26 protein-coding genes are annotated in these 25,601 nt (G+C 72.1%); 4 read left to right on the top strand and 22 right to left on the bottom strand.

Going from position 1 to position 25,601, the window contains the following annotated elements; all coding sequences use genetic code 11:
• Nucleotides 1–231 precede the first annotated feature (231 nt).
• The 5 genes from resB to hemL are packed head-to-tail and all read right to left on the bottom strand — an operon-like array spanning nucleotide 232 to nucleotide 5,149.
• A complete protein-coding gene (resB, locus tag L2K70_RS20600; RefSeq protein ID WP_236405306.1) occupies nucleotides 232–1,842 on the bottom strand; it encodes a cytochrome c biogenesis protein ResB in 1,611 nt (536 codons plus the stop codon).
• A complete protein-coding gene (locus tag L2K70_RS20605; RefSeq protein ID WP_236405307.1) occupies nucleotides 1,839–2,585 on the bottom strand; it encodes a cytochrome c biogenesis CcdA family protein in 747 nt (248 codons plus the stop codon). The genes resB and L2K70_RS20605 overlap by 4 nt, the downstream gene beginning before the upstream one ends.
• On the bottom strand, nucleotides 2,578–3,117 hold the full coding sequence (locus tag L2K70_RS20610) for a TlpA disulfide reductase family protein (RefSeq protein ID WP_236405309.1): 540 nt from the start codon (nucleotides 3,115–3,117) through the stop codon (nucleotides 2,578–2,580). Before L2K70_RS20610 ends, L2K70_RS20605 begins: the two co-directional genes overlap by 8 nt.
• Before the next feature lie 29 nt (nucleotides 3,118–3,146).
• Entirely contained in the window at nucleotides 3,147–3,824 is a 678-nt protein-coding gene (locus tag L2K70_RS20615; RefSeq protein ID WP_236405311.1) for a histidine phosphatase family protein, read from the bottom strand.
• Nucleotides 3,824–5,149 (bottom strand): glutamate-1-semialdehyde 2,1-aminomutase, encoded by a 1,326-nt coding sequence (gene hemL / locus L2K70_RS20620; protein WP_236405313.1) that lies wholly within the window; start codon nucleotides 5,147–5,149, stop codon nucleotides 3,824–3,826. The genes L2K70_RS20615 and hemL overlap by 1 nt, the downstream gene beginning before the upstream one ends.
• Nucleotides 5,150–5,328: 179 nt before the next feature.
• On the opposite strand from hemL, the gene L2K70_RS20625 reads away from it, so the two are divergent.
• The gene (locus L2K70_RS20625) at nucleotides 5,329–6,528 is read left to right on the top strand and encodes a lytic transglycosylase domain-containing protein (RefSeq protein ID WP_236405315.1); all 1,200 of its coding nucleotides are present in this window, start codon (nucleotides 5,329–5,331) and stop codon (nucleotides 6,526–6,528) included.
• Nucleotides 6,529–6,695: 167 nt separating this feature from the next.
• Here L2K70_RS20625 and hemB read toward each other — a convergent pair whose 3' ends face one another.
• The 7 genes from hemB to L2K70_RS20660 all read right to left on the bottom strand — a co-directional run bounded on the left by hemB (nucleotide 6,696) and on the right by L2K70_RS20660 (nucleotide 14,179).
• On the bottom strand, nucleotides 6,696–7,691 hold the full coding sequence (gene hemB, locus L2K70_RS20630) for a porphobilinogen synthase (RefSeq protein ID WP_308195860.1): 996 nt from the start codon (nucleotides 7,689–7,691) through the stop codon (nucleotides 6,696–6,698).
• Entirely contained in the window at nucleotides 7,688–9,340 is a 1,653-nt protein-coding gene (locus tag L2K70_RS20635; protein ID WP_236405317.1) for a bifunctional uroporphyrinogen-III C-methyltransferase/uroporphyrinogen-III synthase, read from the bottom strand. The genes hemB and L2K70_RS20635 overlap by 4 nt, the downstream gene beginning before the upstream one ends.
• Entirely contained in the window at nucleotides 9,337–10,296 is a 960-nt protein-coding gene (hemC, locus tag L2K70_RS20640) for a hydroxymethylbilane synthase (protein WP_236405319.1), read from the bottom strand. Before hemC ends, L2K70_RS20635 begins: the two co-directional genes overlap by 4 nt.
• Entirely contained in the window at nucleotides 10,293–11,579 is a 1,287-nt protein-coding gene (locus tag L2K70_RS20645; RefSeq protein WP_236405321.1) for a glutamyl-tRNA reductase, read from the bottom strand. Before L2K70_RS20645 ends, hemC begins: the two co-directional genes overlap by 4 nt.
• On the bottom strand, nucleotides 11,576–12,253 hold the full coding sequence (locus L2K70_RS20650; protein ID WP_236405323.1) for a redox-sensing transcriptional repressor Rex: 678 nt from the start codon (nucleotides 12,251–12,253) through the stop codon (nucleotides 11,576–11,578). The genes L2K70_RS20645 and L2K70_RS20650 overlap by 4 nt, the downstream gene beginning before the upstream one ends.
• Nucleotides 12,254–12,389: 136 nt before the next feature.
• Nucleotides 12,390–12,635, bottom strand: a complete 246-nt coding sequence (locus L2K70_RS20655; RefSeq protein WP_236405325.1) for a glutaredoxin family protein — start codon at nucleotides 12,633–12,635, stop codon at nucleotides 12,390–12,392.
• Complete coding sequence (locus L2K70_RS20660; RefSeq protein WP_236405327.1) at nucleotides 12,632–14,179, bottom strand: class I adenylate-forming enzyme family protein; 1,548 nt, start codon at nucleotides 14,177–14,179, stop codon at nucleotides 12,632–12,634. Before L2K70_RS20660 ends, L2K70_RS20655 begins: the two co-directional genes overlap by 4 nt.
• A 53-nt stretch (nucleotides 14,180–14,232) precedes the next feature.
• Here L2K70_RS20660 and L2K70_RS20665 point away from each other — a divergent pair, with 53 nt between their 5' ends.
• The 3 genes from L2K70_RS20665 (at nucleotide 14,233) to L2K70_RS20675 (ending at nucleotide 17,348) form a co-directional block, all read left to right on the top strand.
• Nucleotides 14,233–15,117, top strand: a complete 885-nt coding sequence (locus tag L2K70_RS20665) for an HAD family hydrolase (protein WP_236405329.1) — start codon at nucleotides 14,233–14,235, stop codon at nucleotides 15,115–15,117.
• A gap of 97 nt (nucleotides 15,118–15,214) precedes the next feature.
• Nucleotides 15,215–15,991, top strand: a complete 777-nt coding sequence (locus L2K70_RS20670) for a sigma-70 family RNA polymerase sigma factor (RefSeq protein WP_236405331.1) — start codon at nucleotides 15,215–15,217, stop codon at nucleotides 15,989–15,991.
• A gap of 94 nt (nucleotides 15,992–16,085) precedes the next feature.
• The gene (locus L2K70_RS20675; protein WP_236405333.1) at nucleotides 16,086–17,348 is read left to right on the top strand and encodes a DUF5667 domain-containing protein; all 1,263 of its coding nucleotides are present in this window, start codon (nucleotides 16,086–16,088) and stop codon (nucleotides 17,346–17,348) included.
• Nucleotides 17,349–17,381: 33 nt separating this feature from the next.
• Here L2K70_RS20675 and L2K70_RS20680 read toward each other — a convergent pair whose 3' ends face one another.
• From L2K70_RS20680 to L2K70_RS20725, 10 genes are all read right to left on the bottom strand, one after another.
• On the bottom strand, nucleotides 17,382–18,557 hold the full coding sequence (locus L2K70_RS20680; protein ID WP_236405335.1) for a 1-acyl-sn-glycerol-3-phosphate acyltransferase: 1,176 nt from the start codon (nucleotides 18,555–18,557) through the stop codon (nucleotides 17,382–17,384).
• Nucleotides 18,550–19,545 carry an NAD-dependent epimerase/dehydratase family protein gene (locus L2K70_RS20685; RefSeq protein WP_236405337.1) on the bottom strand — a complete coding sequence of 332 codons (996 nt, stop codon included), beginning with the start codon at nucleotides 19,543–19,545 and terminating at the stop codon, nucleotides 18,550–18,552. Before L2K70_RS20685 ends, L2K70_RS20680 begins: the two co-directional genes overlap by 8 nt.
• Nucleotides 19,546–19,558: 13 nt before the next feature.
• Nucleotides 19,559–19,660 carry a 30S ribosomal protein bS22 gene (locus L2K70_RS20690; protein WP_008356322.1) on the bottom strand — a complete coding sequence of 34 codons (102 nt, stop codon included), beginning with the start codon at nucleotides 19,658–19,660 and terminating at the stop codon, nucleotides 19,559–19,561.
• Between the two features lie 108 nt (nucleotides 19,661–19,768).
• Nucleotides 19,769–19,951 (bottom strand): helix-turn-helix domain-containing protein, encoded by a 183-nt coding sequence (locus L2K70_RS20695; RefSeq protein WP_236405339.1) that lies wholly within the window; start codon nucleotides 19,949–19,951, stop codon nucleotides 19,769–19,771.
• Nucleotides 19,952–20,154: 203 nt separating this feature from the next.
• On the bottom strand, nucleotides 20,155–21,336 hold the full coding sequence (locus tag L2K70_RS20700; RefSeq protein ID WP_236405341.1) for an acetoin utilization protein AcuC: 1,182 nt from the start codon (nucleotides 21,334–21,336) through the stop codon (nucleotides 20,155–20,157).
• A 10-nt stretch (nucleotides 21,337–21,346) separates the two neighbouring features.
• Complete coding sequence (locus L2K70_RS20705) at nucleotides 21,347–22,081, bottom strand: DinB family protein (RefSeq protein WP_236405343.1); 735 nt, start codon at nucleotides 22,079–22,081, stop codon at nucleotides 21,347–21,349.
• Nucleotides 22,082–22,118: 37 nt separating this feature from the next.
• A complete protein-coding gene (gene proC, locus L2K70_RS20710; protein ID WP_236405345.1) occupies nucleotides 22,119–22,919 on the bottom strand; it encodes a pyrroline-5-carboxylate reductase in 801 nt (266 codons plus the stop codon).
• Nucleotides 22,920–23,041: 122 nt separating this feature from the next.
• Nucleotides 23,042–23,977: a proline dehydrogenase family protein gene (locus tag L2K70_RS20715; protein ID WP_236405347.1), complete on the bottom strand. Its 936-nt coding sequence runs from the start codon at nucleotides 23,975–23,977 to the stop codon at nucleotides 23,042–23,044.
• A 100-nt stretch (nucleotides 23,978–24,077) separates the two neighbouring features.
• On the bottom strand, nucleotides 24,078–24,815 hold the full coding sequence (locus L2K70_RS20720) for an ABC transporter permease (protein WP_236405349.1): 738 nt from the start codon (nucleotides 24,813–24,815) through the stop codon (nucleotides 24,078–24,080).
• Nucleotides 24,812–25,519 (bottom strand): ABC transporter ATP-binding protein, encoded by a 708-nt coding sequence (locus L2K70_RS20725; protein WP_236405350.1) that lies wholly within the window; start codon nucleotides 25,517–25,519, stop codon nucleotides 24,812–24,814. Before L2K70_RS20725 ends, L2K70_RS20720 begins: the two co-directional genes overlap by 4 nt.
• Nucleotides 25,520–25,601 lie beyond the last annotated feature (82 nt).

The raw sequence follows: 25,601 nt of genomic DNA on the forward strand, positions 1-25,601 counted from the left end.
GGCGGGGCCGCGCCCCCCGGGGGGGGCCCCCCCCCCCCCCCCCCCCGGGGGCCCCCCCCCCCCCGGGGGGGGGGGGGCGGCGGCCCCCCCCACGACCGACAGCGGCGGGCTGTCTGACCGGCACGTCGCGGAGTGCGGCCCACTGGACCGCGTAGGCCAGCAGCGCGAGGAAGTAGACGACCCCTGCCGCTGCCACGCCCTGGTTGCTCAGCGACTCCCACTGCAGGTCGGTCATGACTGGTCCTTTCCCATTGCTGCCACGATGCCATCCAGCTCCGCACGCCCGGTCTCCGGGTCGCCGCCCGAGGAGCGGTCGAGGCGGGCCACCTCGACCAGTGTGGTCCCGTCGTCCTGACGGCGTGCCCGCACCCACAGCCGGCGGGGCCGCACGAATAGGGAGCCCAGCAGGCCGAGCAGGGCGGCGACGACGCCGCCCAGGGCGATGAGCTTGCCGGGGGTGCGGCTGATCTGGATCTTGTTCCACCGCTCGAGGCCCTCGAAGGTGACGCTGCCGAGTCCGTCGGGCAGGGTCACGCTCTCGCCGGGGCGGAGGTCCATCCGGAAGGGCTGTCCCTTGTCGTTGAGCAGCTGCGTGGCCTTGGCCTTGTCGAGGACGTAGACCGACGCCCCGGTCCCGTCGTCGAGGCCGACGTCGCCCGTCCAGACCTGGAGCGAGACGAGCGGGTCGACGGCGTTGCCGAAGGCCGAGGACGGCATCGTGAGGTTGCCGTCGGCGTCGCGTCCGAGCTGGAAGGTCGGGTAGAAGGTGCCCTCGAGGCCGATCTGGGTCGGCTGGGCGTCGGGGGCCTTCACGACGCCGAAGGACTCGAACGTCTGCGGGTTGATCGGCAGGAACGCGGTCGGTCCGCTCTGCGCGATGTTGCCCTCGCCGTCGCGGATCGTGATGACCGGGGCGTAGCCGTGGCCGATGAGGAAGACGTCGGTGCCGCCGATCGACAGCGGGTGGTTGACCTTGAGGTCGTACTGCTTCGTCTCACCACCGGGCTCGGTCTGGTAGTCGAGGTGCGAGACGAACTTGCGGGCCTGGCCGGCGCGCCGGCCGTCGGTCATCCACTCGACGTCGAAGTCGGTGATGCTGAAGGAGAACGGCTCCATGACCGCAGGGTCGAACAGGCTGCCGGGGGCGAAGTCGTCGTACTGCGTCAGGGTGTTGGAGAAGCCCTGGTCCTTGCCGACGAACATGATCACGCCGCCCTTGTAGCCGAACAGGCTGCCGATCGCGACGCCCAACAGCACGACGATGACCGCGAGGTGGAAGAGCAGGTTGCCGGCCTCGCGCAGGTGGCCGCGCTCGGCGGCCACGGAGTCGCCGCCCTCGGCGCGGTCGACCCGGAACCGGCGCCCCCTGATGACCTCGGCCGCGCGGTCGAGGACGACGTCGGGGTCCTCGTCGGTCGTGTACGACGTGCTCTCCGGGAGCCGCGAGAGATGGCGAGGAGCCCGTGGCGGCCGGGCCCGCAGGGCGCGGGCGTAGACGAACAGGCGCGGCACGATGCAGCCGACGAGCGAGATCATCAGCAGGATGTAGATGGCCGAGAACCACACCGAGCCGTAGACCGAGAACAGGTCGAGGCGGTCCCAGATCGGGGCCAGCCGCGGGTGGTTGTCGCGCCACTTCGCCACCGCGAGCGAGTCGATGTCCTCCTGCGGGATGACCGAGCCCGGGATCGAGGCGAGGGCGAGCAGGAGCAGCAGCACGAGCGCCGTACGCATCGAGGTGAGCTGTCGCCAGCTCCACCGGGCGAGGCCGCGCGCGTCGAGGTCGGCGGGCAGCGGGGTGGCCTGGCGGTCGTCGGAGGGCCGTCGGTCGAGCTGGGTCACACCGGCACCCACCAGCCGAGGAGGGCGCCCTGGAGCTGCTGCACCAGGAGCTCCCACCAGCCGCTGAGGAGGAGCACGCCGACCACGATCATCATCACGCCGCCGAGGCGGACGACGAGCATCTGGTGGCGGCGTACGACGGCGAAGGCGCGGGTCATCCGGCGGTAGGCCAGCGCCGCGGCGATGAACGGCAGTCCGAGGCCGAGGGCGAACACGCCCGACAGCACAGCACCGCGGGTCGCCGTGGCCTCGTTGACCGACAGCACGTTGATGGCGGCAAGCGTCGGGCCCACGCACGGGGTCCAGCCGACACCGAACAGGAAGCCGATGACGGGCGCAGCGGCGAGGCCGACCGCAGGGACCTTGTGGATGCGCCAGTCGCGCTGGAGGAAGCCGAAGGCGCCGAGGAACGCGACGCCCAGCAGGATCGTGATGATGCCGAGCACGACGTTGAGCTGGCGGGTGTGGACGAACAGCCACGCCCCTGCAGCCCCGGTGAGGCTGCCCAGCAGCACGAAGACGGTCGCGAATCCCAGGACGAAGAGCACCGCGCCCGTCACGAGCCGGCTGCGACGCGCGTCCTCGAGGTCACCGCCGGAGATGCCGGTGGCGTAGGACAGGTAGCCCGGCAGCAGCGGGATCACGCACGGGCTGAAGAACGACACCAGCCCGGCGACGAGCGCCACGGGCAGCGCGAGGACCAGCGACCCCGACAGCGCGGTGTCGCGGAACCAGTCACTCATTGCTCACGACCTCGACGAGCGAGAGCAGCGTCTGGGTGGTGGGGATCCGGCCCTGGACGGACGCGGCGACGCGGCCCTCCTTGTCGAGCACCACGGTGCTCGGGATCGAGCGGGGGTTGAGCGTGCCGGCGAAGGCGAGGAGCGCCCGCCCATCGGGAGCGAACACCGAGGGGTAGGGCACGTCGTAGTTGCGGACGAACGCCTGCGCCTTCTCGACCCCGGAGTCGCGGATGTTGAGGCCGAGGAAGGTGACGCTGTCACCGAGCTCGGTGGCGGCCTCGTTGAGGTCGGGCTGCTCGACACGGCACGGCGGGCACTCCGACCACCACACGTTGACCACGACCGGCTTGCCACGAAGCGCCGCGAGGTCGACCTGGTTGCCGTCGAGGTCCGTGCCGGTGAGCTCGACCGGCTCGCCGCGGTCGACCGCCTTCACCTCGGTGGGCACGCCCTCGCCGGTGATGTAGCCCTTGTCGCCGGTGCCGGACACGGCCGAGCAGCCGGCCAGCGCGAGCAGGCAGGCGAGACCCACCAGGGGTACGACGATCGAGCGGAGGAGCTTCAGGGCCGGTCCTCCTCGCGCGCTCCGCCCGCCGAGAAGGGCGCGGAGCGGTCGGCGACCGGGATCAGGTCACCGGCGGGCTCGGAGTAGCGGACCTGCACCATCCGGTCGTCGTCGAAGACGATGCTCGTCAGCGAGCACAGGGTGCACTGGCGGGTCTTCGGGTGGTGGAGGTAGCTGCGCCGCTCGAGGAACAGCCGCGTCGTCCAGATCGGCAGCTGGTGGGACACCACGACGGCCTCGTGGCCGACTGCCGCGTCCCGGGCGTCGTGGATCGCGGCGACCATGCGGGAGGCGATCTCGTCGTAGGGCTCGCCCCACGACGGCTTGAACGGGTTGTACATGTGGCGCAGCAGCTGCGGTCGCTTGACGAAGGTCATCCCGCCGTCGGCGAAGCTCATCCCCTCGAACTTGTTGCCCGACTCGATGACCCGCGGGTCGATGAGCGGGGTGAGGCCCCGGACCGCGGCGAGGGGGGCGCCGGTCTCCTGCGCGCGCTCGAGCGGCGACGTACGCATGTGGGTGATGTCGCGGTCACCGACGGTGTCGGCGATCCGCTGGGCCATCTGCCGGCCGAGCTCGGAGAGGTGGAAGCCGTCGCGGCGGCCGTAGAGGACGCCGGCCGGGTTGTGGACCTCGCCGTGCCGCAGCAGGTGGACGATCGTCTGGACCCCCATCACAGACCCCCTGCCGTCGCCGCAGCCACTGCGGCGGCCGGGAGCGCGTCGAGGATCCTCGAGACGGCCCGCTCGTCGTGGGCCGCGGACACGAACCACGCCTCGTACGCCGACGGGGGCAGGTAGACGCCCTGGTCGAGCATCGAGTGGAAGAAGGCGGCGTAGGCCGCGGTGTCCTGCTGCGACGCCTCGGCGAAGTCGCGGACCGGCTCGTCGCGGAAGAACACCGAGAACATGGTCCCGGCCGTCTGCACGACGTGCGGGACGGAGGCGGCCTGCAGGTGCTCGGTGACCGCGGCGCGGATCGTGTGCGCGGTCGCGTCGAGCTGGGCGTAGACCTCGGGCGTCGCCAGCCGCAGCGTGGTGAGCCCGGCGGTGGTCGCGACCGGGTTCCCCGAGAGCGTGCCGGCCTGGTAGACCGGCCCCTCCGGCGCGAGGTGGGCCATCAGGTCGGCACGGCCGCCGAAGGCTGCAGCGGGGAAGCCGCCGCCCATCACTTTTCCGAAGGTCATCAGGTCGGGTACCCAGCCCTCGATGGCCCCATCCAGGCCCCACCCGCCCTGCTCGGTGGCGCGGAAGCCGGTCATCACCTCGTCGCTGATGAACAGCGCACCGTGGGCGCGGCAGGTCTCGGCGAGGAAGGCGTTGAAGCCCGGCGCGGGCGGGACGATGCCCATGTTCCCGGGCATCGCCTCGGTGATCAGGCAGGCGATCCGCGGCCCGTGCGCCTCGAAGGCGGCGAGCACGGCCTCGCGGTCGTTGTAGGGCAGGACCAGCGTCTCGGCGGCCGACGTCGCCGGGACGCCGCTGGTGCCGGGGACGGCGAGGGTCGCGACGCCCGAGCCGGCCTCGGCCAGCAGCGGGTCGACGTGGCCGTGGTAGCAGCCGGCGAACTTCACGACGAGGTCGCGGCCGGTGGCGCCGCGGGCCAGCCGGATGGCCGACATCGTCGCCTCGGTGCCGCTGGAGACGAACCGGACCCGCTCGACCGGTGTGCGCGCGACGATCTCCTCGGCGAGCTCGACCTCGGGCTCGGTCGGGGTGCCGTACGACGTACCGCGGGCCACGGCGCCGGCCACGGCCGCCTGCACGTCGGGGTGCGCGTGGCCGAGCAGCATCGGCCCCCACGAGCAGATCAGGTCGACGTAGTCGTTGCCGTCGGCATCGGTGAGCCAGGCGCCGGAGGCGGAGGTGATGAAGCGCGGCGTGCCGCCGACGGCGTTGAAGGCGCGCACGGGCGAGTTCACGCCTCCCGGCGTCACGGCGCGGGCGCGGTCGAAGAGCGCCTCGCTGGCCGCTGTCGTGGCAGTCGTCGCGGGGGTCACGGCCTCATTGTCGCGTAGCCGGGCAAGGCTGCCCATTCGGCGTACGACCGGCTGCTCGCCCTGTGCAGTGGCCCACACGTACCGATGCGTAACTTATGAGGGAAATCACTCGTTGGGTGGTGTACGCGGTGTCCGGAGGGGGCATCATGGCGTGCAGAACCACAAGGGGAGCAACAGCAATGTCGACGTCGAACCGACTCCACAGGGCGATCACGATCGTCCCGCTGGCGGTGCTCAGCGCCGCCTGGACCGCCAGCCTCGCAGGCGTGGGCGTGACCGCCGCGAGTGCCGACGAGGACGGCCCCCAGACCCTTCCCGACGGCACGGTCCTGCCCGCCAGCGCGATCGAGGCGCCGGCGAGCGTCGGCGACGACGCGGTCACGCGGGCCGCCGCCCTCAGCCCCGGATCGGCGAGCAGCATCCCGCAGGCCGCGCTGTCGGCCTACCAGCGCGCCGAGGCGGTCATCAACAAGGCCGACCGCGGGTGCGCCATCCCGTGGGAGCTGATCGCGGCGATCGGGCGCGTGGAGTCCGACCACGGCCGCTTCGGCGGCAACACCCTCGACGACCAGGGCGTCGCCCGCCCGGGTATCTACGGCATCCCGCTCAACGGCAAGAACAACACCCAGCGCATCGCCGACACCGACGGCGGGCAGTACGACGACGACGCCAAGTGGGACCGCGCCGTCGGCCCGATGCAGTTCATCCCCTCCACCTGGTCGGTCGTGGGCGTGGACGGCGACAGTGACGGCACCCGCAACCCGCAGGACATTGACGACGCGGCCCTTGCGACCGCGGTCTACCTCTGCTCCGGCGACGACGACCTGTCGCAGGAGAAGGGCCAGCGCGCCTCGGTCTACCGCTACAACCACTCCAACGAGTACGTCGACCTGGTCCTGTCGATCATGCAGGCCTACATGGACGGCGACTTCAGCGCCGTACCGTCCTCGGTCCTCACCTCGGGCGTGATCATGCCGGAGCCCACGGCGACCAGCGGCGGCAGGAAGGGCAGCAAGGGCGGCCTGACCGGCACCGGCAAGGGCAGCTCGACGCCCACCGTGAAGCCGACCAAGTCGCCCACCAAGACGCCGACCCAGGTCCCGACGCAGGCGCCCACCCAGACCCCGACGCAGACGCCGACCCAGTCCCCGACCAAGGCTCCGACGACCTCGGTCCCGACCCAGACGCCGACGGTCAACCCGACGACGCTGCCGACCGTCCTGCCGACCACGCTGCCGCCCCTCCCGACGGCGACGATCTCGCAGACCCTGACGCTCGCCGAGGCGATCGCCCAGTGCACCCTGCAGGGCGTGGTCGACCTCCCGCTCACCGGCGCCAACGAGCTCCTCGACTGCGCCAACAGGCTCCTCAACCCCTGACTCGTCCTGCTCGAGCGGTGGCCCACCCACATTTCCCAGCGCGGAAATGTGGCTCCATCACCGCACTCGGGCGCGTCGTACGACGCAACGCGGGGCAGCGGTGGCCCACCCACATTCCGCGGCCAGGAAATGCGGCTCCATCACCGCTGGGCGAGCCCCCCTACGTATCAGCGGACGAGGCGGGCGGCCTCGGAGGCCCAGTAGGTGAGGATCACGTCGGCGCCGGCGCGGCGGATCGAGGTGAGGGTCTCGAGGATGGCGGCCTCGCGGTCGATCCAGCCGTTGGCGGCGGCGGCCTCGACCATGGCGTACTCGCCGGAGATGTTGTAGGCCGCGACCGGGATGTCGACGGCGTCGCGGACGCGGCGGATCACGTCGAGGTAGGCCAGCGCGGGCTTCACCATGACTATGTCGGCGCCCTGCTCGACGTCGAGGAGCACCTCGCGCACGCCCTCCAGGGCGTTGGCGGGGTCCTGCTGGTAGGTCTTGCGGTCGCCGACGAGGGACGAGTCGACGGCCTCGCGGAACGGCCCGAAGAACGCAGAGGCGTACTTCGCGGAGTAGGCCAGGATCGAGACGTGCTCGTGGCCGGCGGAGTCGAGCGCGTCGCGGACGACCGCGACCTGGCCGTCCATCATGCCGCTGGGTCCGACCATGTCGACGCCGGCGGCCGCCTGCGCGAGCGCCATCCGGGCGTACGCCGCCAGCGTCAGGTCGTTGTCGACGTCGCCGTCGGGTGTCAGCAGGCCGCAGTGCCCGTGGTCGGTGAACTCGTCGAGGCACAGGTCGGACATCACCGTGAGCTGGTCGCCGACCTCGGCGACCACGTCGGTGATCGCGAGGTTGAGCACGCCGGCGGGGTCGATGCCGCCGGAGCCGGTGGCGTCCTTGGTCTCCGGGATCCCGAAGAGCATGACGCCACCGAGACCCAGCTCGGCCGCCTCGTTGACCGCCGCCTTGAGCGAGTCGCGCGAGTGCTGGACGACGCCCGGCATCGACGCGATCGGCCGGGGCTCGGTCGCGTTCTCCCGGATGAAGACGGGGAGCACCAGCGAGCTCGGCCGGACCGCCGTCTCGGCCACCATCCGGCGCAGCGCCGGGGTGCGCCGCAGCCGGCGGGGCCGGACGAGCGGGGCCTGGATCTCGCGGTGCTCCTCGGTCACTTCGCGCGTGCCTTCCGACGGCCCGAGGCGGTGCGCTCGCTCGGCCGGGTGACGGGCTCGCCCGCCTCCAGCATCGCGAGACGGCGGGCGGCACCGAAGTCGGCGAGCGCGTCCACGAGGACCTCGACGTCGGGCGACGGCGCCAGGACGTCGACGCGCAGGCCGTGCTCCTCCGCGGTCTTGGCCGTCTGCGGGCCGATGACGGCGATGATGGTCGACGGGTGCGGCTTGCCGGCGATGCCGACGAGGTTGCGCACGGTGGAGGACGAGGTGAAGACGACGGCGTCGAACTTGCCGGTCTTGATCGCGTCGCGGACCGGCGCCGGCGGCGGCGTGGCCCGCACGGTGCGGTAGGCCGTGACGTCGTCGCACTCCCAGCCGAGGTCGACCAGGCCGGCGACGAGGTTCTCGGTCGCGATGTCGGCGCGCGGCAGGAAGACCCGGTTGATCGGGTCGAGCACCTCGTCGTAGGGCGGCCAGTCCTCGAGCAGGCCGGCGGCGGACTGCTCGCCGGACGGCACGAGGTCGGCACGCAGGCCCCAGTCGGCGATCGCCTGGGCGGTCTTGTCGCCGACGGCGGCGATCTTGAGGCCCGAGAACGCGCGGGCGTCGAGTCCGTAGTCCTCGAACTTCTCGCGCACGGCCTTGACTGCGTTGACCGAGGTGAAGGCGATCCACTCGTAGCGGCCCTCGACGAGCCCGCGGACGGCCTTGTCCATCTGGAGCGGGTTGCGCGGCGGCTCGACCGAGATGGTGGGCACCTCCTCGGGCACGGCGCCGTACTCCCGCAGGCGACGCGACAGCGAGCCGGCCTGCTCCTTGGTGCGGGGCACGAGCGCGCGCCAGCCGAAGAGCGGCTTGGTCTCGAACCACGACAGCGTCTGGCGCAGGTCGACGACGTCACCGATGACGGTGATCGCCGGCGGGGCGATGCGGGCCGCGCGGACGTCGGCGGCGATCGTGGCCAGCGTCGAGATGAGGGTCTGCTGCTCGGTCGTGGTGCCGACGCGGGTCATCGCGACGGGCGTCTCGGGCGACCGACCGGCCTCGATCAGCGCGGCGGCGGTCTCGCCGATGCTGCCGACGCCGGAGAGCAGGACGAGGGTGCGGTCGTCGGCGTAGGCGCTCCAGTCGACCTTGTCGCCGCACGTCACGACCGCGATCTCGCGGTGGCGCTTGTCGGTCAGCGGGATGCCCGCATAGGCCGGGACCGCGCTCACCGACGAGACGCCGGGGACGACCTCGAAGCCGACGCCCGCCTTGACGCAGGCCTGCGCCTCCTCGGGGCCGGAGGCGTAGAGGAACGGGTCGCCGGTCATCAGGCGCACGACGCGCTGCTTCTTGCCGTGGCGTACGACGACCTTGGCGCGGGCCGCGTGCGTGAGCGGCTGGCCGTCCTCGCCGAAGCCGCCGTCGACGATCTCCGGGCCGCCCTCCGACCCGACGGGCAGGCCGAGGACCGAGTGGACCAGGTCGACGTGCTCGGGGGCCTCGGTGACGACGACCTCGGCGGCCTGGATGAGCTCCACCGCACGCACCGTCAGCAGGCCCGGGTCACCCGGACCGCTGCCGACGAACGACACCCAGCCGGGTGTGGCCGCCTTGGCCTGGGGGGTGGCGCTGGCCTGCGGGGTCTGTACTCGCGTCATGCGTGTGTGTTCCTCACTGGTGGTCCCTGCAAAGGTGATGCCGTCATCAGGTCTGCTGCTCCGTCGTCGAGCATGTCGCTCGCGAGTCGTCTGCCGAGCTGCTCGGCCTCGGCGACCGGGCCGGTGGCGCTCATCCGTACGGACAGGCCGCCGTCCTCGGAGAGGGCCACGGCGCGCAGCCACAGCTCCTCCCCCTCCTCGCCCTCGACGACCTCGGCCAGGGCACCCAGCGGGGCGGAGCAACCGGCCTCGAGGGTGTTGAGCACGGCCCGCTCCGCGGTGACCGCGGCGCGGGTGGGGGCGTCGTCCAGCCGGGCGAGGGCGGCCACCAGGTCGGTGTCGGCGGACCGGCACTCGATGGCGAGCGCACCCTGGCCGGGGGCGGGGAGCATCTGGAGGGGATCGAGCACCTCGGTGACCTCGTCGAGGCGTCCGAGGCGGGCCAGGCCGGCGCGGGCCAGGACGACTGCGTCGACCTCGCCCTCGCGGACCTTGCGGATCCGGGTGTCGACGTTGCCGCGGATGCCCTCGATCGCGAGACCGAGGCCGAGCGCCTCGAGCTGGCTGACCCGGCGCGGCGAGCCCGTGCCGAGGCGGCTGCCGACCGGCAGCTCGCCGAGGGTGAGCCCGTCGCGGGCGACGACGACGTCGCGCGGGTCCTCGCGAGGAGGTACAGCGGCGAGCGCGATGCCGTCGGCAGGCGTGGTCGGCAGGTCCTTGAGCGAGTGGACCGCGATGTCCACCTGCCCGGCGAGCAGGGCGTCGCGGAGCGCGCTGACGAAGACGCCGGTGCCGCCGAGGGTGGCGAGCGGCGCGGCACTGCGGTCGCCCTCGGTCGAGACCTCGACGAGCTCGACCTCGCGACCGAGCCGCTCGCGGATCAGGTCGGCGACCAGGCCGGACTGGGTGGTGGCCAGCGCCGAGGCGCGGGTGCCGAGTCGGAGCGCGTTGGTCATGACTTGCCCTCCGCCCGGGTCACGGCGTCCACGGCCTCGGGGTCGAGGCGGAACAGCTCGGCGAGCGCGGCGGTGTAGGACACGGCCGGCTCGGCGTCGGCGAGCTCCTTGACGCGGACGGTCGGCTCGTGGAGCAGCTTGTCGGCGACCCGGCGGACGGTGTGCAGGACCTCGGCGCGGGTGGCGTCGTCGAGGCCGGGCAGCCGCGCGGCGAGCCGGTCCATCTCGGCGTCGACGACAGCGGTCGCCATCGAGCGGAGGGCGACGACGGTCGGCGTGACGCTCGCCTGGCGCCGTACGGCGAGGAAGGCGGCGATCTCCTGCGCCACGATGCTGCGTACGTCGTCCACGCCTGCGTCGGCCTCGAGGCCGCGCAGCTCGTCGGCCAGGCCGGCCAGGTTGATCAGCTCGACGCCCGGCAGGTCGGCGACCGCCGGGTCGACGTCGTGCGGCAGCGCGAGGTCGATGACGGCCATCGGACGATCGGTCCCGGTACGCGCGGTGGCCATGTCGGCGATGCGGACCAGCGGCTCGGGGGCGCCGGTGCACGAGACGACGATGTCGGCCAGCGGCAGCTCGTCGGCGAGCGCGGACAGCGGCGCGGAGGTGGCGCCGTACTCCTGGGCGAGCCGCTCGGCGCTCGCGGCAGTGCGGTTGAGCACCGTGATCGACGCGGCACCGCCTCGCGCGAGATGAGCAGCGGCCAGCGACGCCATCGCACCAGCGCCGAGCACGAGGGCCCGGGCGCCCTCGACGGGCACGCTGCTGCGCACGAGCGCGGTGCTGACCAGCGACGGCGCGGCCCGGTCGATGTCGGTCTCGGCATGGGCGCGCTTGCCGACGCGCAGCGCCTGCTGGAAGAGCGTGTTGAGGGCCGGGCCGACGGTGCCGTGCTCCTGGCCGACGCGCAGCGCGTCGCGGGTCTGGCCGAGGATCTGGCCCTCGCCGACGACCATCGAGTCGAGGCCCGCGGCCACCTGGAAGAGGTGCGAGACGGCGCCCTCGTCGTAGTGGACGTAGAGGTGGGGCAGCAGCGCCTCGGTGGTGAGCGAGGCCCGCTCGACGAAGAGGCCGGAGAGGTCCTCGACGCTGCCGTGGAACCGGTCCACCTGGGCGTAGACCTCGAGGCGGTTGCACGTGACGATCGCCGCCGCCTCGGTGACGTGCTCGCCGGACACGGCGTCGGTCACCAGCTTGACGGCGCCCTCGGGGTCCATCGCGAGGCGCTCGAGGAGCTCGACCGGGGCGGACTTGTGGGAGATCCCCACGACCAGGACGCTCACGTGGCCGACACCTCCCCCGCGGGAGCGACCGACTTGCGCTGCTCGTGGTAGGCGAGGATCTGGAGCTCGATGGACAGGTCGACCTTCCGCACGTCGACGCCGTCGGGCACCGACAGGACGCTCGGCGCGAAGTTGAGGATGCTCGTGATCCCGGCCGCGACCATCCGGTCGGCGACGGCCTGCGCGGCGACCGCGGGCGTCGCGATCACGCCGATGGAGACGTCGTTCTCGGCGACGATCGACTCGAGGTCCTCGAAGGAGCGGACGTCGAGCCCGGCGACGACCTCGTCGTGTCGGCTGGGGTCGGCGTCGAGCAGCGCCACGACCCGGAAGCCGCGGCTGCGGAAGCCGGAGTAGTTGGCCAGGGCGTGGCCGAGGTTGCCGATGCCGACGATGACCACGGGCCAGTCGTGCGTCACGCCGATCTCGCGGGCGATCTGGTAGCGGAGGTACTCCACGTCGTAGCCGACGCCGCGGGTGCCGTAGCTGCCGAGGTAGGAGAGGTCCTTGCGGAGCTTGGCGCTGTTGACGCCTGCGGACGCGGCGAGCTCCTCGCTGGAGCACGTGGTCGTGCCGCCCTCGGCGAGGCCGGTCAGGGCACGCAGGTACACGGGAAGCCTGGCGACGGTTGCCTCGGGAATGTCCCGGGCGGAGTCGGGGGTCCGTGCGGTCACAGCTTGCTTCTCTCCAGTCCGACGAGGATCGCCTGACTCCGTCACTGTAGGAGTTTGTGAACGGGAGAACAAAACGGGAGAACGGTCGGCTAGCACATGTGAGATGACCCACCCGCGCCGGGTGTCGACAAGCAGGTCAGCGTGTGATGAGCGCTGCCCGCAAGCGCGTCTCGTCGACGCGCCAGAAGTCGTGCTGGCGGCCGTCGACGAACGTCACGGGGACCTCGTCGCCGAAGCGGTCCGCGAGGTCGGGGTCGGCGTCGACGTCGACCTCCGAGAACGACTCCCCGAGGTCGGCGCACACGCGCGCGACCACTTCCCGGGCGTCGTCGCACAGGTGGCAGCCCTGGCGGGAGTAGAAGGTGACGCGCGGCGTCGTCATCCGAGTAGTCCTGACACCCGGCGGCGCTCGAGGCCGCGCAGGCGGCCCTTCTGCACCTTGCCGGTCACCGTGAGCGGGAGCTCGTCGACGACCTCGATGCGGGTCGGGTGCTTGAAGCGGGCCAGCCGGACCACGGCGTGCGCCCGGACCGCCTCCTCGAGGTGGGTCATCGGACGCCGTGCGACGACGTACGCCACGACGGCCTCGCCGGTCTCCTCGTCCGGCACGCCGATCACGGCCGCGTCCGCGACACCATCGACCTCGCGGATCACGTCCTCGACCTCGGTCGGGTAGACGTTGAAGCCGCTGACGATGATCAGCTCCTTGAGCCGGTCGACGAGGTAGAGGTCGCCGTCGGCGTCGAGGAAGCCGACGTCGCCCGTGCCGTACCAGCCGTCGTCGTCCGGTCCGTCGGAGCCGTCGGGCCAGTAGCCGCTGAACAGGTTGTCGCCGCGGACCTGGATCTCGCCCGGGTCCTCGCCCGTGACCGGGTGCCGGGCCTCGTCCACGAGCCGCAGCTCGATGCCGGGCAGCGCGGCGCCGACCGAACCGGCGCGGGGCTCGCGGCTGCAGAGCGTGCTCGTGACGACCGGCGCCGCCTCGGTCAGTCCGTAGCCCTGGTGGACCGGGACGCCGGTGATCGCGGTGAAGTCCTCGATCACGCGCGCCTCGAGCGGCGCCGAGCCGGACAGGACCAGCCGCACCGGACCGAGCCGCTCGCGCAGGTGCTCGTCCGGCAGCCAGTGGACGAAGACGGGCGGGGCGATCGGCACGACGCTGCAGGCCTCGTCGTCGATCAGGTCCAGCACCGCCTGCGGCTCGAAGCGCTCGACGAGGAGCAGGCGGGCACGGTGGCGCAGCACTCCGCCGAGCACGGCGTTGAGCCCGTAGACGTGGAACAGCGGGAGCACGCCGAGGACGACGTCGTCGCCGTGCATCATCGGCGGCTCGACCGAGGCGACCTGCTCGATGTTGGCCAGCAAGGCGCGGTGGCTGAGCATCGCGGCACGTGGCAGACCGGAGGTGCCGCTGGTGTAGAGGAGGGCGGCGAGCTTCTCGGGGTCCGGCAGCGGCGGCACGGGCCGTACGACGTCCGCGCGGAGGTCGGCGAACCCGACCTCGTCCGGCCCGGGCTCGGCACCGGTCACCACCACGACGGGGGCGACGACGTCGTCCAGCGCGTCGAGCGCGCCACGCACCACGTCGACGGCCGTGTCGTCGACCACGACCAGCCGGGTGCCGGAGTCGGCGATCATCCGCGCGACCTCGCCCGCCGTCGAGCGCGGGTTGACCGGGACGGCCACCACCTGCGCGCGGAGCACGCCGAGGTAGGTCGTGACGAACTCGATGCGGTTGCCGACGAGGATCATCACCCGCTGGCCGGCACGGACGCCGTGGGTCCCGAGCCCGGTCGCGATCCGGGCGACCTCGTCCTCGAGACCGGCCCAGGTGAGGGTCCGTCCGCCGCTCTCGACCAGCGCCTGCCGGTCGGGGACGTCCTGCGCTGCCTCGGCCACGAACGCGGAGACGTCGGTGCGCGGCATGCGGGCGATCCTCCCACAGCGACGGCCCCTCGACCCCCGCTACGCTTCCACGGGTGACCCCGTCGGAGCGACCGCGCAGGATCGACCTGCAGCAGCGCTCGGTCCTGGCCGGCGAGGCTGCGGCAGCAGGCGCCGAGGTCGAGAGCGCACTCACGTTGCCGAGCGACCCGACCGCCGCGGCCTTCTTCGACGTCGACAACACCGTCATGCAGGGTGCGAGCATCTTCCACCTCGCGCGCGGGCTGCACCGCCGCAAGTTCTTCACCACCCGCGAGATCCTGGGCGCGGCGTGGAAGCAGGCCTACTTCCGCGTCGTCGGTGTCGAGGACCCGACCCACGTCGCCGAGACCCGCGCGTCCGCGCTCGCCTTCATCGCCGGCCACACCACCGCCGAGCTCGAGGAGCTCGGCGAGCTGATCTTCGACGAGGCCATGGCGCACCGCATCTGGCCCGGCACCCGCGCGCTCGCCCAGCTGCACCTCGACGAGGGCCAGCGGGTGTGGCTGGTGACCGCCGCGCCCATCGAGATCGCCAGCATCATCGCGCGCCGGCTCGGGCTCACCGGCGCGATGGGCACCGTCGCGGAGCACGTCGACGGCGTCTACACCGGCCGGTTGGTCGGCGACCTGCTCCACGGTCCGGCCAAGGCCGAGGCGGTGCGTGCGCTCGCCGAGCGCGAGGGCCTCGACCTGGCCCGCTGCTCGGCGTACTCCGACTCCTACAACGACCTCCCGATGCTCTCGTTGGTCGGCGAGGCGATCGCCGTCAACCCCGACGCGCGGCTGCGCGCCCACGCCCGGGCCCACGGGTGGCGGGTGCGGGACTACCGCACCGGGCGCAAGGCAGCGCGGGCCGGCCTGGTGGCCGCCGCGGTGACCGGCGCGGTGTCCGGAGCGGTGGCCGCCGGGGTCAGCATGCGCGGCCGGGACCGCTCCTGACCCTCTCCCGGCCGCTGTAACTCGTAGTTACTCACGGGTTCACAAGGACGGTGCAGCCATCTATCGTGGACACTGCTGCAACCGGGAGGGACACCGCATGCACCCCATCGAGGACGGCCTCGACGCGCTCAGGCGTGCGGTGTGGGCTGCCCTCGCACCGCGGCAGGTGGCGGCCCTGGCCGGCGGGATGGTGCTTGCCGAGACGGCGGCCCCCGGATCGGCCTCGCTCCCGCTGGACGACGGCGACCGGTTCGGCGCCGCGGGCCCGTCCGGGCCCGTGGGCGACGAGGACCAGGCGGCCTCCTCGGAGATGGACGAGGCGGACCGCGAGCGGCTGATCGCGCTCGTCGAGCTCGCACGCCAGGGGGACAAGGAGGCGTTCGGCCTCCTCTACGACCACTATCAGGCGTCGGTCTACCGCTTCCTCTACTACCGGACGCGGTCCCAGACCCTGGCGGAGGACCTCACCTCCGAGACGTTCTTCCGCGCGCTGCGGAGCATGAACAACTTCCGCTGGCAGGGCAAGGACTTCGGCGCCTGGCTGATGACCATCGCGCGCAACCTCACCACCGACCACTTCAAGGCCGGGCGCACGCGCCTCGAGATGACCACCGAGGACATGACGCCGCACGACGATGCGACCGACGGTCCCGAGGACGAGGTGCTCGCCGGCCTCACCAACGAGGTGCTCCTGACGGCGCTCACCGAGCTGCCGAGCGAGCAGCGCGAGTGCCTGATCATGCGGTTCCTGCAGGGGATGTCGATCGCGGAGACCGCGAAGGCCCTGGACCGGTCCGACGGGGCGGTCAAGCAGCTCCAGCTGCGCGGCGTACGCAACCTCGCGAAGCTCATGCCGGAGGGGTTGAGGGACTGATGCCTAACAGCACCGATCGACCCGTAACTCGCACCCGATCTGCTTCGTTCGTCTGTGTGGGAGGACCCACCAGCAGCGAGACAGGAAGGACGCGATGACATCCGCGTTCTCGGCACGACGCCGTGCCGACGAGTTCGAGGCCCTCCTCGACCGGGGCCCCGGGGCTCACCTCACCGACCGCGAGGCCGCTCGGTTCGCCGAGCTCGTCGCCGTGGTCTCCGAGCTGCGGGCGATGCCCGAGGTCGAGCCCCGCGCCGAGTTCGTCGGCTCGCTGCGCGAGCGACTGATGGCCGAGGCCGACACCGTGCTGGTCCGCCAGCCGCCCGCCCCGCAGCGCCTGCAGATGCCGTCGAGCACGCGTCCGCGCCAGCGCCGCGTGGCCACCCTCCTCGGCGGTGCCGCCCTCGTCGGTGCCACCGCGACGATGGCCGTGGCCGCCCAGACGTCGCTGCCGGGAGAGTCGCTCTACGGCGTCAAGCGCGGCATCGAGTCCGCCCAGGTCCGCCTCGCCGGCGACGACTCCGCACGTGGCCGCGCCCTCCTGGCGCAGGCCGAGACCCGCCTCACCGAGCTCGAGGAGCTCGCCGCCGGCACCGGTGGCGCCGAGCAGCTGATCCCCGACACCCTCGACACCTTCACCGAGCAGTCGGGCGAGGGCGTCCGCAGCCTGCTGACCGCCTACGGCTCGGGCGGCTCCGACGAGGACGTCGAGGTGGCGCGTGCCTTCACCTCGAGCAGCATGGACCGCCTCGACGCCCTGCAGCGCGAGCTGCCGGCGAGCGCGAGCGACGAGCTGCTGGCGGCCGGCCGCACCCTCACCGACCTCGACACCGAGATCAGCACGGCGTGCGGCCTGTGCGACGGCGCCCTCACCACGACGCCCGACTTCCTGCTGACCAACGCGGCGGTCGACCTGGTGCAGGGCCTCGACACCGACGAGGTCACCCTCGAGACCGCCGCACTGCCGATCCCCGGCCAGGACGTCTCCGGCATCACGGTCCCCAAGGCGCTCCAGACGCCCGGCGGGCTCCTGCCGTCGCCGACGTCGACGCCCACCGACGGGCTCCCGACGACCTCTCCCACGACGCTCCTGCCCGGCACGCCGACGCCGACGGCCACCCCGACGCCCACCCGGGCACCCGACCCGACGAAGCCGGTCAAGGACGTCACCACCACCGTCACCGACACGACCGGCAACCTCACCAACCAGCTCGACGGGTTGACCGGCGGGGCCCTCGGCGGGCTGACGAGCGGCGTGGACGACGCGACCGGCGGCCTGATCGGCGAGGTCACCGGGACGCTCGACGGCGCCACCAGCGGGCTGCTCGGCAACGCGACCGGCGGCCTGCTCCACTGACCTGCCGCCGCCACGAGCGGCCACGCCGCGGGCCTAGCTGAAGACGCCGCCGCGATCGCGGAGCAGGTCGAACAGCGTGTGCTGGATGGTCTCGCGCACCTGGTCGGTGACGTTGAAGATGAGCATCGGGTCCTCGGCCTCGCCGGCGTCGTAGGCGTCGGTCCGGATCGGCTCACCGAACTCCAGGATCCACTTCGACGGCAGTGGCACCATCCCGAGGGGGCCCAGCCACGGGAAGAACGGCGTGATCGGGATGTAGGGCACGCCCAGCAGCCGGGCGAGCGACGGCATGTTGCCGACGAGCGGGTAGATCTCCTCGGCGCCGACGACGGAGAGCGGGATGATGGGTACGCCCGTGCGCAGCGCGGCGGACACGAAGCCGCCGCGGCCGAAGCGCTGCAGCTTGTAGCGCTCGCTGAACGGCTTGCCGATGCCCTTGAAGCCCTCCGGCCACACCCCCACGAGCTCCCCGCCGGACAGCAGCCGCTCGGCGTCCTCGACGCACGCCAGGGTCGCGCCGCCCTTGCGGGCCAGGGAGCTGACGACGGGCATCTGGAAGACGAGGTCCGCGCCGAGCGGGCGCAGGAAGCGGTGCGCGTGGTCGTGGACGGCGAGCATCGTCATCAGACCGTCGAGCGGGATCGTGCCGGAGTGGTTGGAGACGACGAGCGCCCCGCCCTCGGCCGGGATGTTCTCCAGCCCGCGGACCTCGAGGCGGAACCACTTCTCCGCGATCGGGCGCAGGGCCGCCATGAAGAACCGCTCGGTGAGCTCGCGGTCGAAGCCGTAGTCGTCGACCTCGTAGTCGCCCTCCAGCCGGCGGCGGGCGAAAGCCATCAGCTCGGCGGCGCGTCGCTCCCAGTCGTCGCCGAAGATCTCCTCGGCCGCCCCCTGCAGCGCCGCCAACCAGTCCCCGACAGGGATGCCGGCGGTGGGCGCTCCGGTCGAGGTGGGCGCTGCCGCCGGACCAGATGTCTCGGTGGTCGACTCGTCGACACGCGCGCGGGCCGCCGGGCTCGGCTCGGCCGGCTTCGACGGCTTCTTCCGGGGCCTCTTCGGCGCGGGCGTGGGAGCCGGCTTGCGAGCGGCGGACAGGTTGCGCGCGGCGGACGACGGGCGGGCGCTGCCCGTCCCGCGACCGGGACGGCCGCCGGTGCCGATGGGGATGACCACGGCGTCCTCCTGCGACGAGCGGGCTTCGTCAGGCACGGACGACTCCTTCCCGGACGCGCTCGGGAGCGTGGGCGTCGGCCCGGACCGAGCGGCAGAAGTCGGCGAACGCCTCGGCGGTCGTGTACGACGGCTCGAACCCGAGCTGGGTGCGCATCCGGGTCGTGTCCACACCCCGACCGTAGGTCAGGAACCCGAGCTGCTCGGGCGAGAAGTCCGACAGCCGGGCCTGTCGCATGGTCGCACCGAGCCGGCCGACCGCGAACCGGGGCATCGCGACCGTCGGCGTGCCGAGACGTCGTACGGCCTGGGCGAGGGTGAGCAGCCCGTCGCCGGCGACGTTGAAGGTGCCGGGGACGGCGCGGGTGGCCGCATGGGTCAGCACCCGCATCAGGTCGTCCTCGTGGAGGAACTGCAGGCGCGGGTCGAAGCCGAGCACGCGGGGGATGACAGGGAGCCGGAAGTAGTTGCTCAGCGGGCTCGACACGTGGGGACCGATCACGTTGGCCGCGCGGATCATCGTCACGTCGACGTCGGGGCGGCGGCGCGCGAACCCGCGCACGTAGCCCTCGATCTCGTAGACGTCCTTGGCGTAGCCGGAGGAGGGCAGGCGCTTGGGGCCCATGTCCTCGGTGAACATCGCGGGGTCGCGCGGGCTCGAGCCGTAGACGGTGGTGGTCGACTTCACCACGAGGCGGTCGACGGTCGTCGACTTCTGGCACGCAGCGAGCAGCTGCATGGAGCCGATGACGTTGAGCTCCTTCATCGTCCCTCGACCGCCGGCAGAGCCGGGGGTCGCGATCACGCTCATGTGGACGACGGTGTCGACGTCCTCCTTGGCGATGACCTTGGCGATGACGGGGTTGCGGATGTCGGCGCGCACGAACGACACGTCGCCGATGTCTCCCCGTGGGGGTACGACGTCGACGCCGATGACGCGGTCGATGGACGGGTCGCCGGCCGCGGCGCGCGCGAAGCGTCGGCCGATGTCCCGGGAGATCCCGGTGACCAGCACGACCCGTCCCATGGCGCCGGGTGTGTTACTTGCCGAGCTTGCGGCGCTGGACGCGCGTCTTCTTGAGGAGCTTGCGGTGCTTCTTCTTCGCCATGCGCTTGCGCCGCTTCTTGATGACAGAACCCACGTGGATCAGACCTTCCTTTTCGGCCGACGCTCGTCGGCCGGACCCCGACACCCTACTTGGCGGTGGGGCGAGGGGTGGAATCGGTCAGGTCAGGTGGGACTGCGGGCGTCAGCCGGCGTTGTAGAAGCTCTTGCGCAGGTACTCGTTGACGTCGTCCTCGGTGACCCGGAACGAGCGGCCGACCCGCACGGCGGGCAGCTCGCCGCCGTGGACGAGGCGGTAGACGGTCATCTTGGAGACGCGCATCTTCGCGGCGACCTCGGCGATGGTGAGGAACCGGGCCTCTGACATGTCTGCAGGGGTGTTCTCGACCATGGGTGTGCACCGATCCTTCTTCGCGGGACGGCGCCGGCTTCCCCACCGGCGTCACAGGCGTGCCGCTCCGACTGAGATTAGGGGGAGCGTGACGCGTGGGGAAGAGGAATGCCAAAGAAACTTGTGGGACTCGCGGCGTGTCTACTTGAAGTTTTACCGAACCCGACCGTGGTCCGTGCTCACGGCAGCGGGTCGAGCCCGTGGAGGGGGAAGACCTCGGTGCGGGTCGCGTTGATCGCGCGGTCGAGCCAGGAGTCCGGGTCGTAGCCGTCCGCCCAGTCGCGGAAGGCCGGCGTCCGGCCGTCGGTCATCCGGTGCGGGGCCGTCGCCCCCAGCACCTGCTCGACGTGCGCCCGCCACTGCGGCGGCGTGGGTGTCGCGGGGTCGATCGGCTGGCCGGACGCGATGGCGAGGAGGTGCGCCCAGGCCCGCGGGACGACGTCGACCACCGAGTAGCCACCACCACCGGTGACCACCCACCTCCCGCCCGCGACCTCGTGGGCGAGGTCGTGGAGGGCGAGGTAGGCCGCGCGCTGGCCGTCGACGCTCAGCATCATGTGGGCGAGCGGGTCGTCCATGTGGGAGTCGCAGCCGTGCTGGGTGACGAGCACGTCGGGCGCGAACTCCCGCAGCAGCGGCGGTACGACGGCGTGGAACGCACGCAGCCAACCGGCGTCGGAGGTGCCGGGCGGGAGCGCGACATTGACCGCCGTACCCTCTGCGCCGTCGCCTCCGGTGTCGGTCGGGAAGCCGGTGCCCGGGAAGAGCATCTGGCCGGTCTCGTGCAGCGAGATCGTCAGCACGCGCGGGTCGTCCCAGAAGATCGCCTCGACGCCGTCGCCGTGGTGGACGTCGACGTCGACGTAGGCCACGCGCTCGGCACCGTCGGCGAGCAGCTGCTTGATGCCGACCGCGACGTCGTTGTAGATGCAGAACCCGCTCGCCCGGTCGGGCATCGCGTGGTGGAGGCCGCCGGCGATGTTGACCGAGTGCAGCGACTCCCCGCTCCAGACCTGGCGGACGGCCTCGAGACTGGCGCCGACCACGTGCGCGCTCGCGATGTGCATGTCCTTGAAGACGGGGTCGTCGTCGGTGCCCAGCCCGTGCTCGGGCGACTCCTGGCCCGGCTCCGTGCCGCAGCGGGTGACCGCGTCGAGCAGGGCCTGGTCGTGCACGGTGAGGATCTGCTCGTCCGTGGCCATCGGCGCATCGACCCGCTTGATGCCGGCGAGCACCCCGAGCTCCTCGGCCAGACGCATCGTCAGGTCGACGCGGACCGGCGACATCGGGTGGGCGGGCCCGAAGTTGTAGTCGGTGAGCGTCGGGTCGAACACGAACGACGTGGGCCCGGCGCACTCCATGTGGCGGACGTTACCCCGTGCCGGGCAGACCGCTCGCGCCTGTCTCGACGAGGTCGAGGTCGCGCACGCAGAACCCGTGGTGCTCGTGCTCCTCGGTGAGCACCGTGCGCAGGCACTGCGCCACCGAGCGACCGCGGGCGTAGGTCGGCCAGCGGTCGTCGTCCGGGACGGGAGCCGGCGCCGCGAGCTGCTCGGCGGTGGCGGTGTCGAGCCAACCCTCGAGCTCGGTCACCTGCTGGTCCCGGACCTCCACCACCTCCTCGAGCGTCGGGTCGGCCGACGGGTCGAGGCCCTGCGCCTCGCGGTCGGGCACTCCCTCGATGCCGAGGCCCATCGGGGTGAAGAGCTCGGACGAGCCCAGGCAGCACCGCCGGAACCACGAGTCGTGGACGAACACGAGGTGCCGCAGCGTCTGCTCCGCCGACCACTCGCCGCCGACGCTCACGTGCTCGAGGCCGGGCGTCCGGCGGATCCTTGCCACGGTCGCCGCCCAGTCCGCGCGCAGCTGACGCGCCGCACGGCGCAGGTCATCGGGGTCGTCGGACCGGATGAGCGGCCGGACGGGGTGGCGTCGGTCCAGCTCCTCCTCGACGTACGCCGTCACGTCGACGCCGTTGACGACGAGGTGGGTCACCAGCCCGTCGATCACCGCGTCCTGCATGACCACGCCGACCAGGCGGGCGTTGCTCAGGTCGCACTCGCGGAACTCCGCGCCCGACAGGTCCTCGTCCAGGAAGCGCCTCATGCCCCCGAGGCTAGGACCGACCACGGACAGCGGAGGCTCAGGAACCCTCGGCCAGCTCGCGCGAGCGGTTGCGGGCGGCCTCCATGGCGGCGAGGAACGCGGCGCGGACCCGGTGCACCTCGAGCTCGCGCAGCGCGGACGCGGTCGTGCCGCTGGGTGAGGTGACCTGCTCGCGCAGGACGACGGGGTGGGTGCCGGTCTCGCGCAGCATCGCGGCCGAGCCCACGAGGGTCTGCACGACGAGGTCGGTCGCGGTGGACCGCGGCAGGCCGAGGTGCACGCCCGCCTCGATCATCGACTCGACCACGAAGAAGATGTAGGCCGGGCCGGAGCCGGAGATGGCGGTGACCGCGTCCATCTGCTTCTCGGGGATCCGCAGCACCTTGCCCGTCGACGCCATCAGCGACTCGACCTCGGCGAGGTGCGACTCGTCGCAGTGGGAGCCGGGCGAGATCGCCGCCATGCCCTCGTCGACGAGCGCGGGCGTGTTGGGCATGACGCGTACGACGGCGACGCCGTCCGGCACGCGCGACTCGATGAACGACGTCGTGATGCCGGCGGCGAGCGACACGACGAGCTGGCCGGCGCGCAGCTCGGGGGCGATCTCCTCGAGCACGTCGCCCATGTCCTGCGGCTTGACGACCAGGGCCACGGTGTCGGCCTTGGCGGCGGCCTCGCGGTTGGAGACGACGGCGACGCCGTACCTCTCCTCGAGCTCGCTGGCGCGCTCGGCGCGCTTCTCGCCGACCATCAGCTGGTCGACGCGTCGCCCGGCGCGGACGAGCCCGGAGAGCAGTGTCTCCCCCATCACGCCGGCGCCGATGATCGCTGTGCTCATGGGCGTCAATCTACGACGTCACGGCGATTTCGACGCGCACGTCTCGGCCTCGTTCCTCGCCCGAGGTGCTTGCTCAATCTGGTCCACGACGCGCCCGCTCCTTCGTCGCGGACGCTGTGGCCTCACTTCTTGCTGATCAGCGAGCGGACGAAGAACGCGAGGTTCTGCGGCTTCTCGGCGAGGCGGCGCATCAGGTAGCCGTACCACTCGGTGCCGTAGGGGATGTAGACGCGCACGGTCTCGCCGGCGGCGGCGAGGCGCTTCTGCTCCTCGGGACGGATGCCGTAGAGCATCTGGAACTCGTACGTCCCTGCGCGGCGACCGAAGCGGCTCGCGAGCGAGGAGGCGATCTGGATCATCCGCGGGTCGTGCGTGGCGATCATCGGGTAGCCCTGGCCGGCCAGCAGTACCTTGAGGCAGCGGACGTAGGACTTGTCGATCTCGACCTTCTCCTGGAAGGCGACCTCCTCCGGCTCCATGTAGGCGCCCTTGCAGAGGCGGACGCGCGAGCCCTCGTAGGCCAGCGCGCGGCAGTCGGCCTCGGTGCGGTGCAGCATCGCCTGGAGGACGGCGCCGGTCTCGGGGAAGTCCTTGCGCAGCTCGCGCAGGATCGAGAGCGTGGAGTCGGTGGTGGTGTGGTCCTCCATGTCGAGGGTCACCGTGGTGCCGGCGTTGCGCGCGGCGCGACAGATGTCGCGGGCGTTCTCGAGGGCGACCTTGTGGCCGTTGTCGGGGAGGAACTGGCCGATCGCGCTGAGCTTGACCGAGACCTCCGCGTGCGGGGCGAGGCCTTGGGCGGACAGCTCGGCGAGGACCTCCTTGTAGGCCGCGACGGTCGCGTCGGCCTGGGCAGCGTCGGTGGTGTCCTCGCCGAGGTAGTCCAGCGTCACCCGCAGTCCGTCGTCGACCAGCGACCGCGTCGCCCGTACGGCGTCCGCGGTGGCCTCGCCGGGGACGTAGGACGTGACGATGCCGCTCGAGACGGGCATCGTCGAGACGAGCTTCTTGACCCCCTGGCTCCGGGCGAGGAGGAGGATCGGCTGGCGCAGCAACGACATGCTGCGAAGGCTACGCCCGCCTCCTCTCCCGACATATCTGAGGACGCCGTGGATGGGGATCCGGCGGACTCACGTCCACCACGTCCTCAGACAAGTGACGTCAGGGCGTACGACGGCGCAGCGTCGCCGCGCCGAGGCCGAGGGCCGCGAGCGCGAAGACCGCCACGACCAGGACGTCGCGCCAGACCTCTCCCTGGTCGGCCCGCGCGACGAGCTCCTGCATCGCGTCGACGGCGTACGACAGCGGCAGGACGTTGCTGATCGCCGCCAGCACGTCCGGCATCGAGGTGCGCGGCACGAAGAGCCCGCAGAGCAGGATCTGCGGCAGCACGAAGGCGGGCATGAACTGCACCGCCTGGAACTCCGTGGTCGCGAACGCGCTGACGAGCAGGCCGAGGGCGGTGCCGAGGACGGCGTCGACGACCGCGACCACGCCGAGCAACCAGACCGGTCCGGCGACCTCGAGGCCGAGCAGCCCGACGCTCACACCGACGGCCAGGGCCGCCTGCACTGCCGCGAGGAGGCCGAAGGCGAGGGCGTAGCCGAGGAGGAAGTCGAGCCGGCCCATCGGCATCGTCAGCAGGCGCTCGAGCGTGCCGCTGCTGCGCTCGCGCAGCGTCGTCACGCTGGTCACGAGGAACATCACGATGAAGGGGAACATCGCGAGCAGTGCCGGTCCGAAGCGGTCGAACAGGTCTCCGGGCACGTCCTCGAACATCCACCACAGCAGGCTGATGAGCACGCAGGGAACCACGAGCAGCATCGCGAGCGTGCGGTGGTCGCGGCGCACCTGGGTCAGCACCCGGCCGGCGACGGCGAGGGTGATCCGGGCGCTCATGCGGACTCCACGAGGTGGAGGAACGCGCCCTCGATGTCGGCCGCGCCGGTGCGCTCGCGGACCTCCTCGGGCGGGCCGTCGGCGATGATCCGACCCTCGCGCATCAGCAGCAGCCGGTGGCACCTCTCCGCCTCGTCCATGACGTGGCTCGACACCAGCACCGCGGCGCCGGCGTCGGCGATGCCGTGGAACAGCTGCCACAGGTCCCGGCGCAGCACCGGGTCGAGGCCCACCGTCGGCTCGTCGAGCACCAGCAGGTCGGGCTTGCCGAGCAGGGCCACGGCCAGGCTCACGCGGCTGCGCTGACCTCCGGAGAGACGGGAGACCAGCTGGTCGCGGTGGCCGGCCAGGTCGACCGACCCGATCGCCTCGTCGACCGACGCGGGGTCGACGCCGAGCACCCGGGCGAAGAACCTCAGGTTCTCCGCCACCGTGAGGTCGTCGTACACGCTCGCGGCCTGGGTGACGTAGCCGACCCGGGTGCGCAGCGGTGCGCTGCCGGCCGGCTCCCCCAGCACCCGGACGGTGCCCGAGCGGACCCGCTGCGCGCCGACCAGGCACCGCAGCAGCGTGGTCTTGCCGCACCCGCTCGGCCCGAGCAGGCCGGTGACGCCGGCCGGCACGTCCAGCGAGATGCCGGGCAGCACCTCGCGCGAGCCGCGCACGACGACGAGGTCTCGCACCTCCACGACGTTTTTCATCATGTGTTGAATTGTGCTCCGGCGGAAGTCACACGTCAATCGCTCGCGGGCGGTGGGTGAGGCGGCTTCCAGGCGCTCGGAATCC

It is taken from the genome of Nocardioides potassii (assembly GCF_021648885.1).
Classification (GTDB): domain Bacteria; phylum Actinomycetota; class Actinomycetes; order Propionibacteriales; family Nocardioidaceae; genus Nocardioides; species Nocardioides potassii.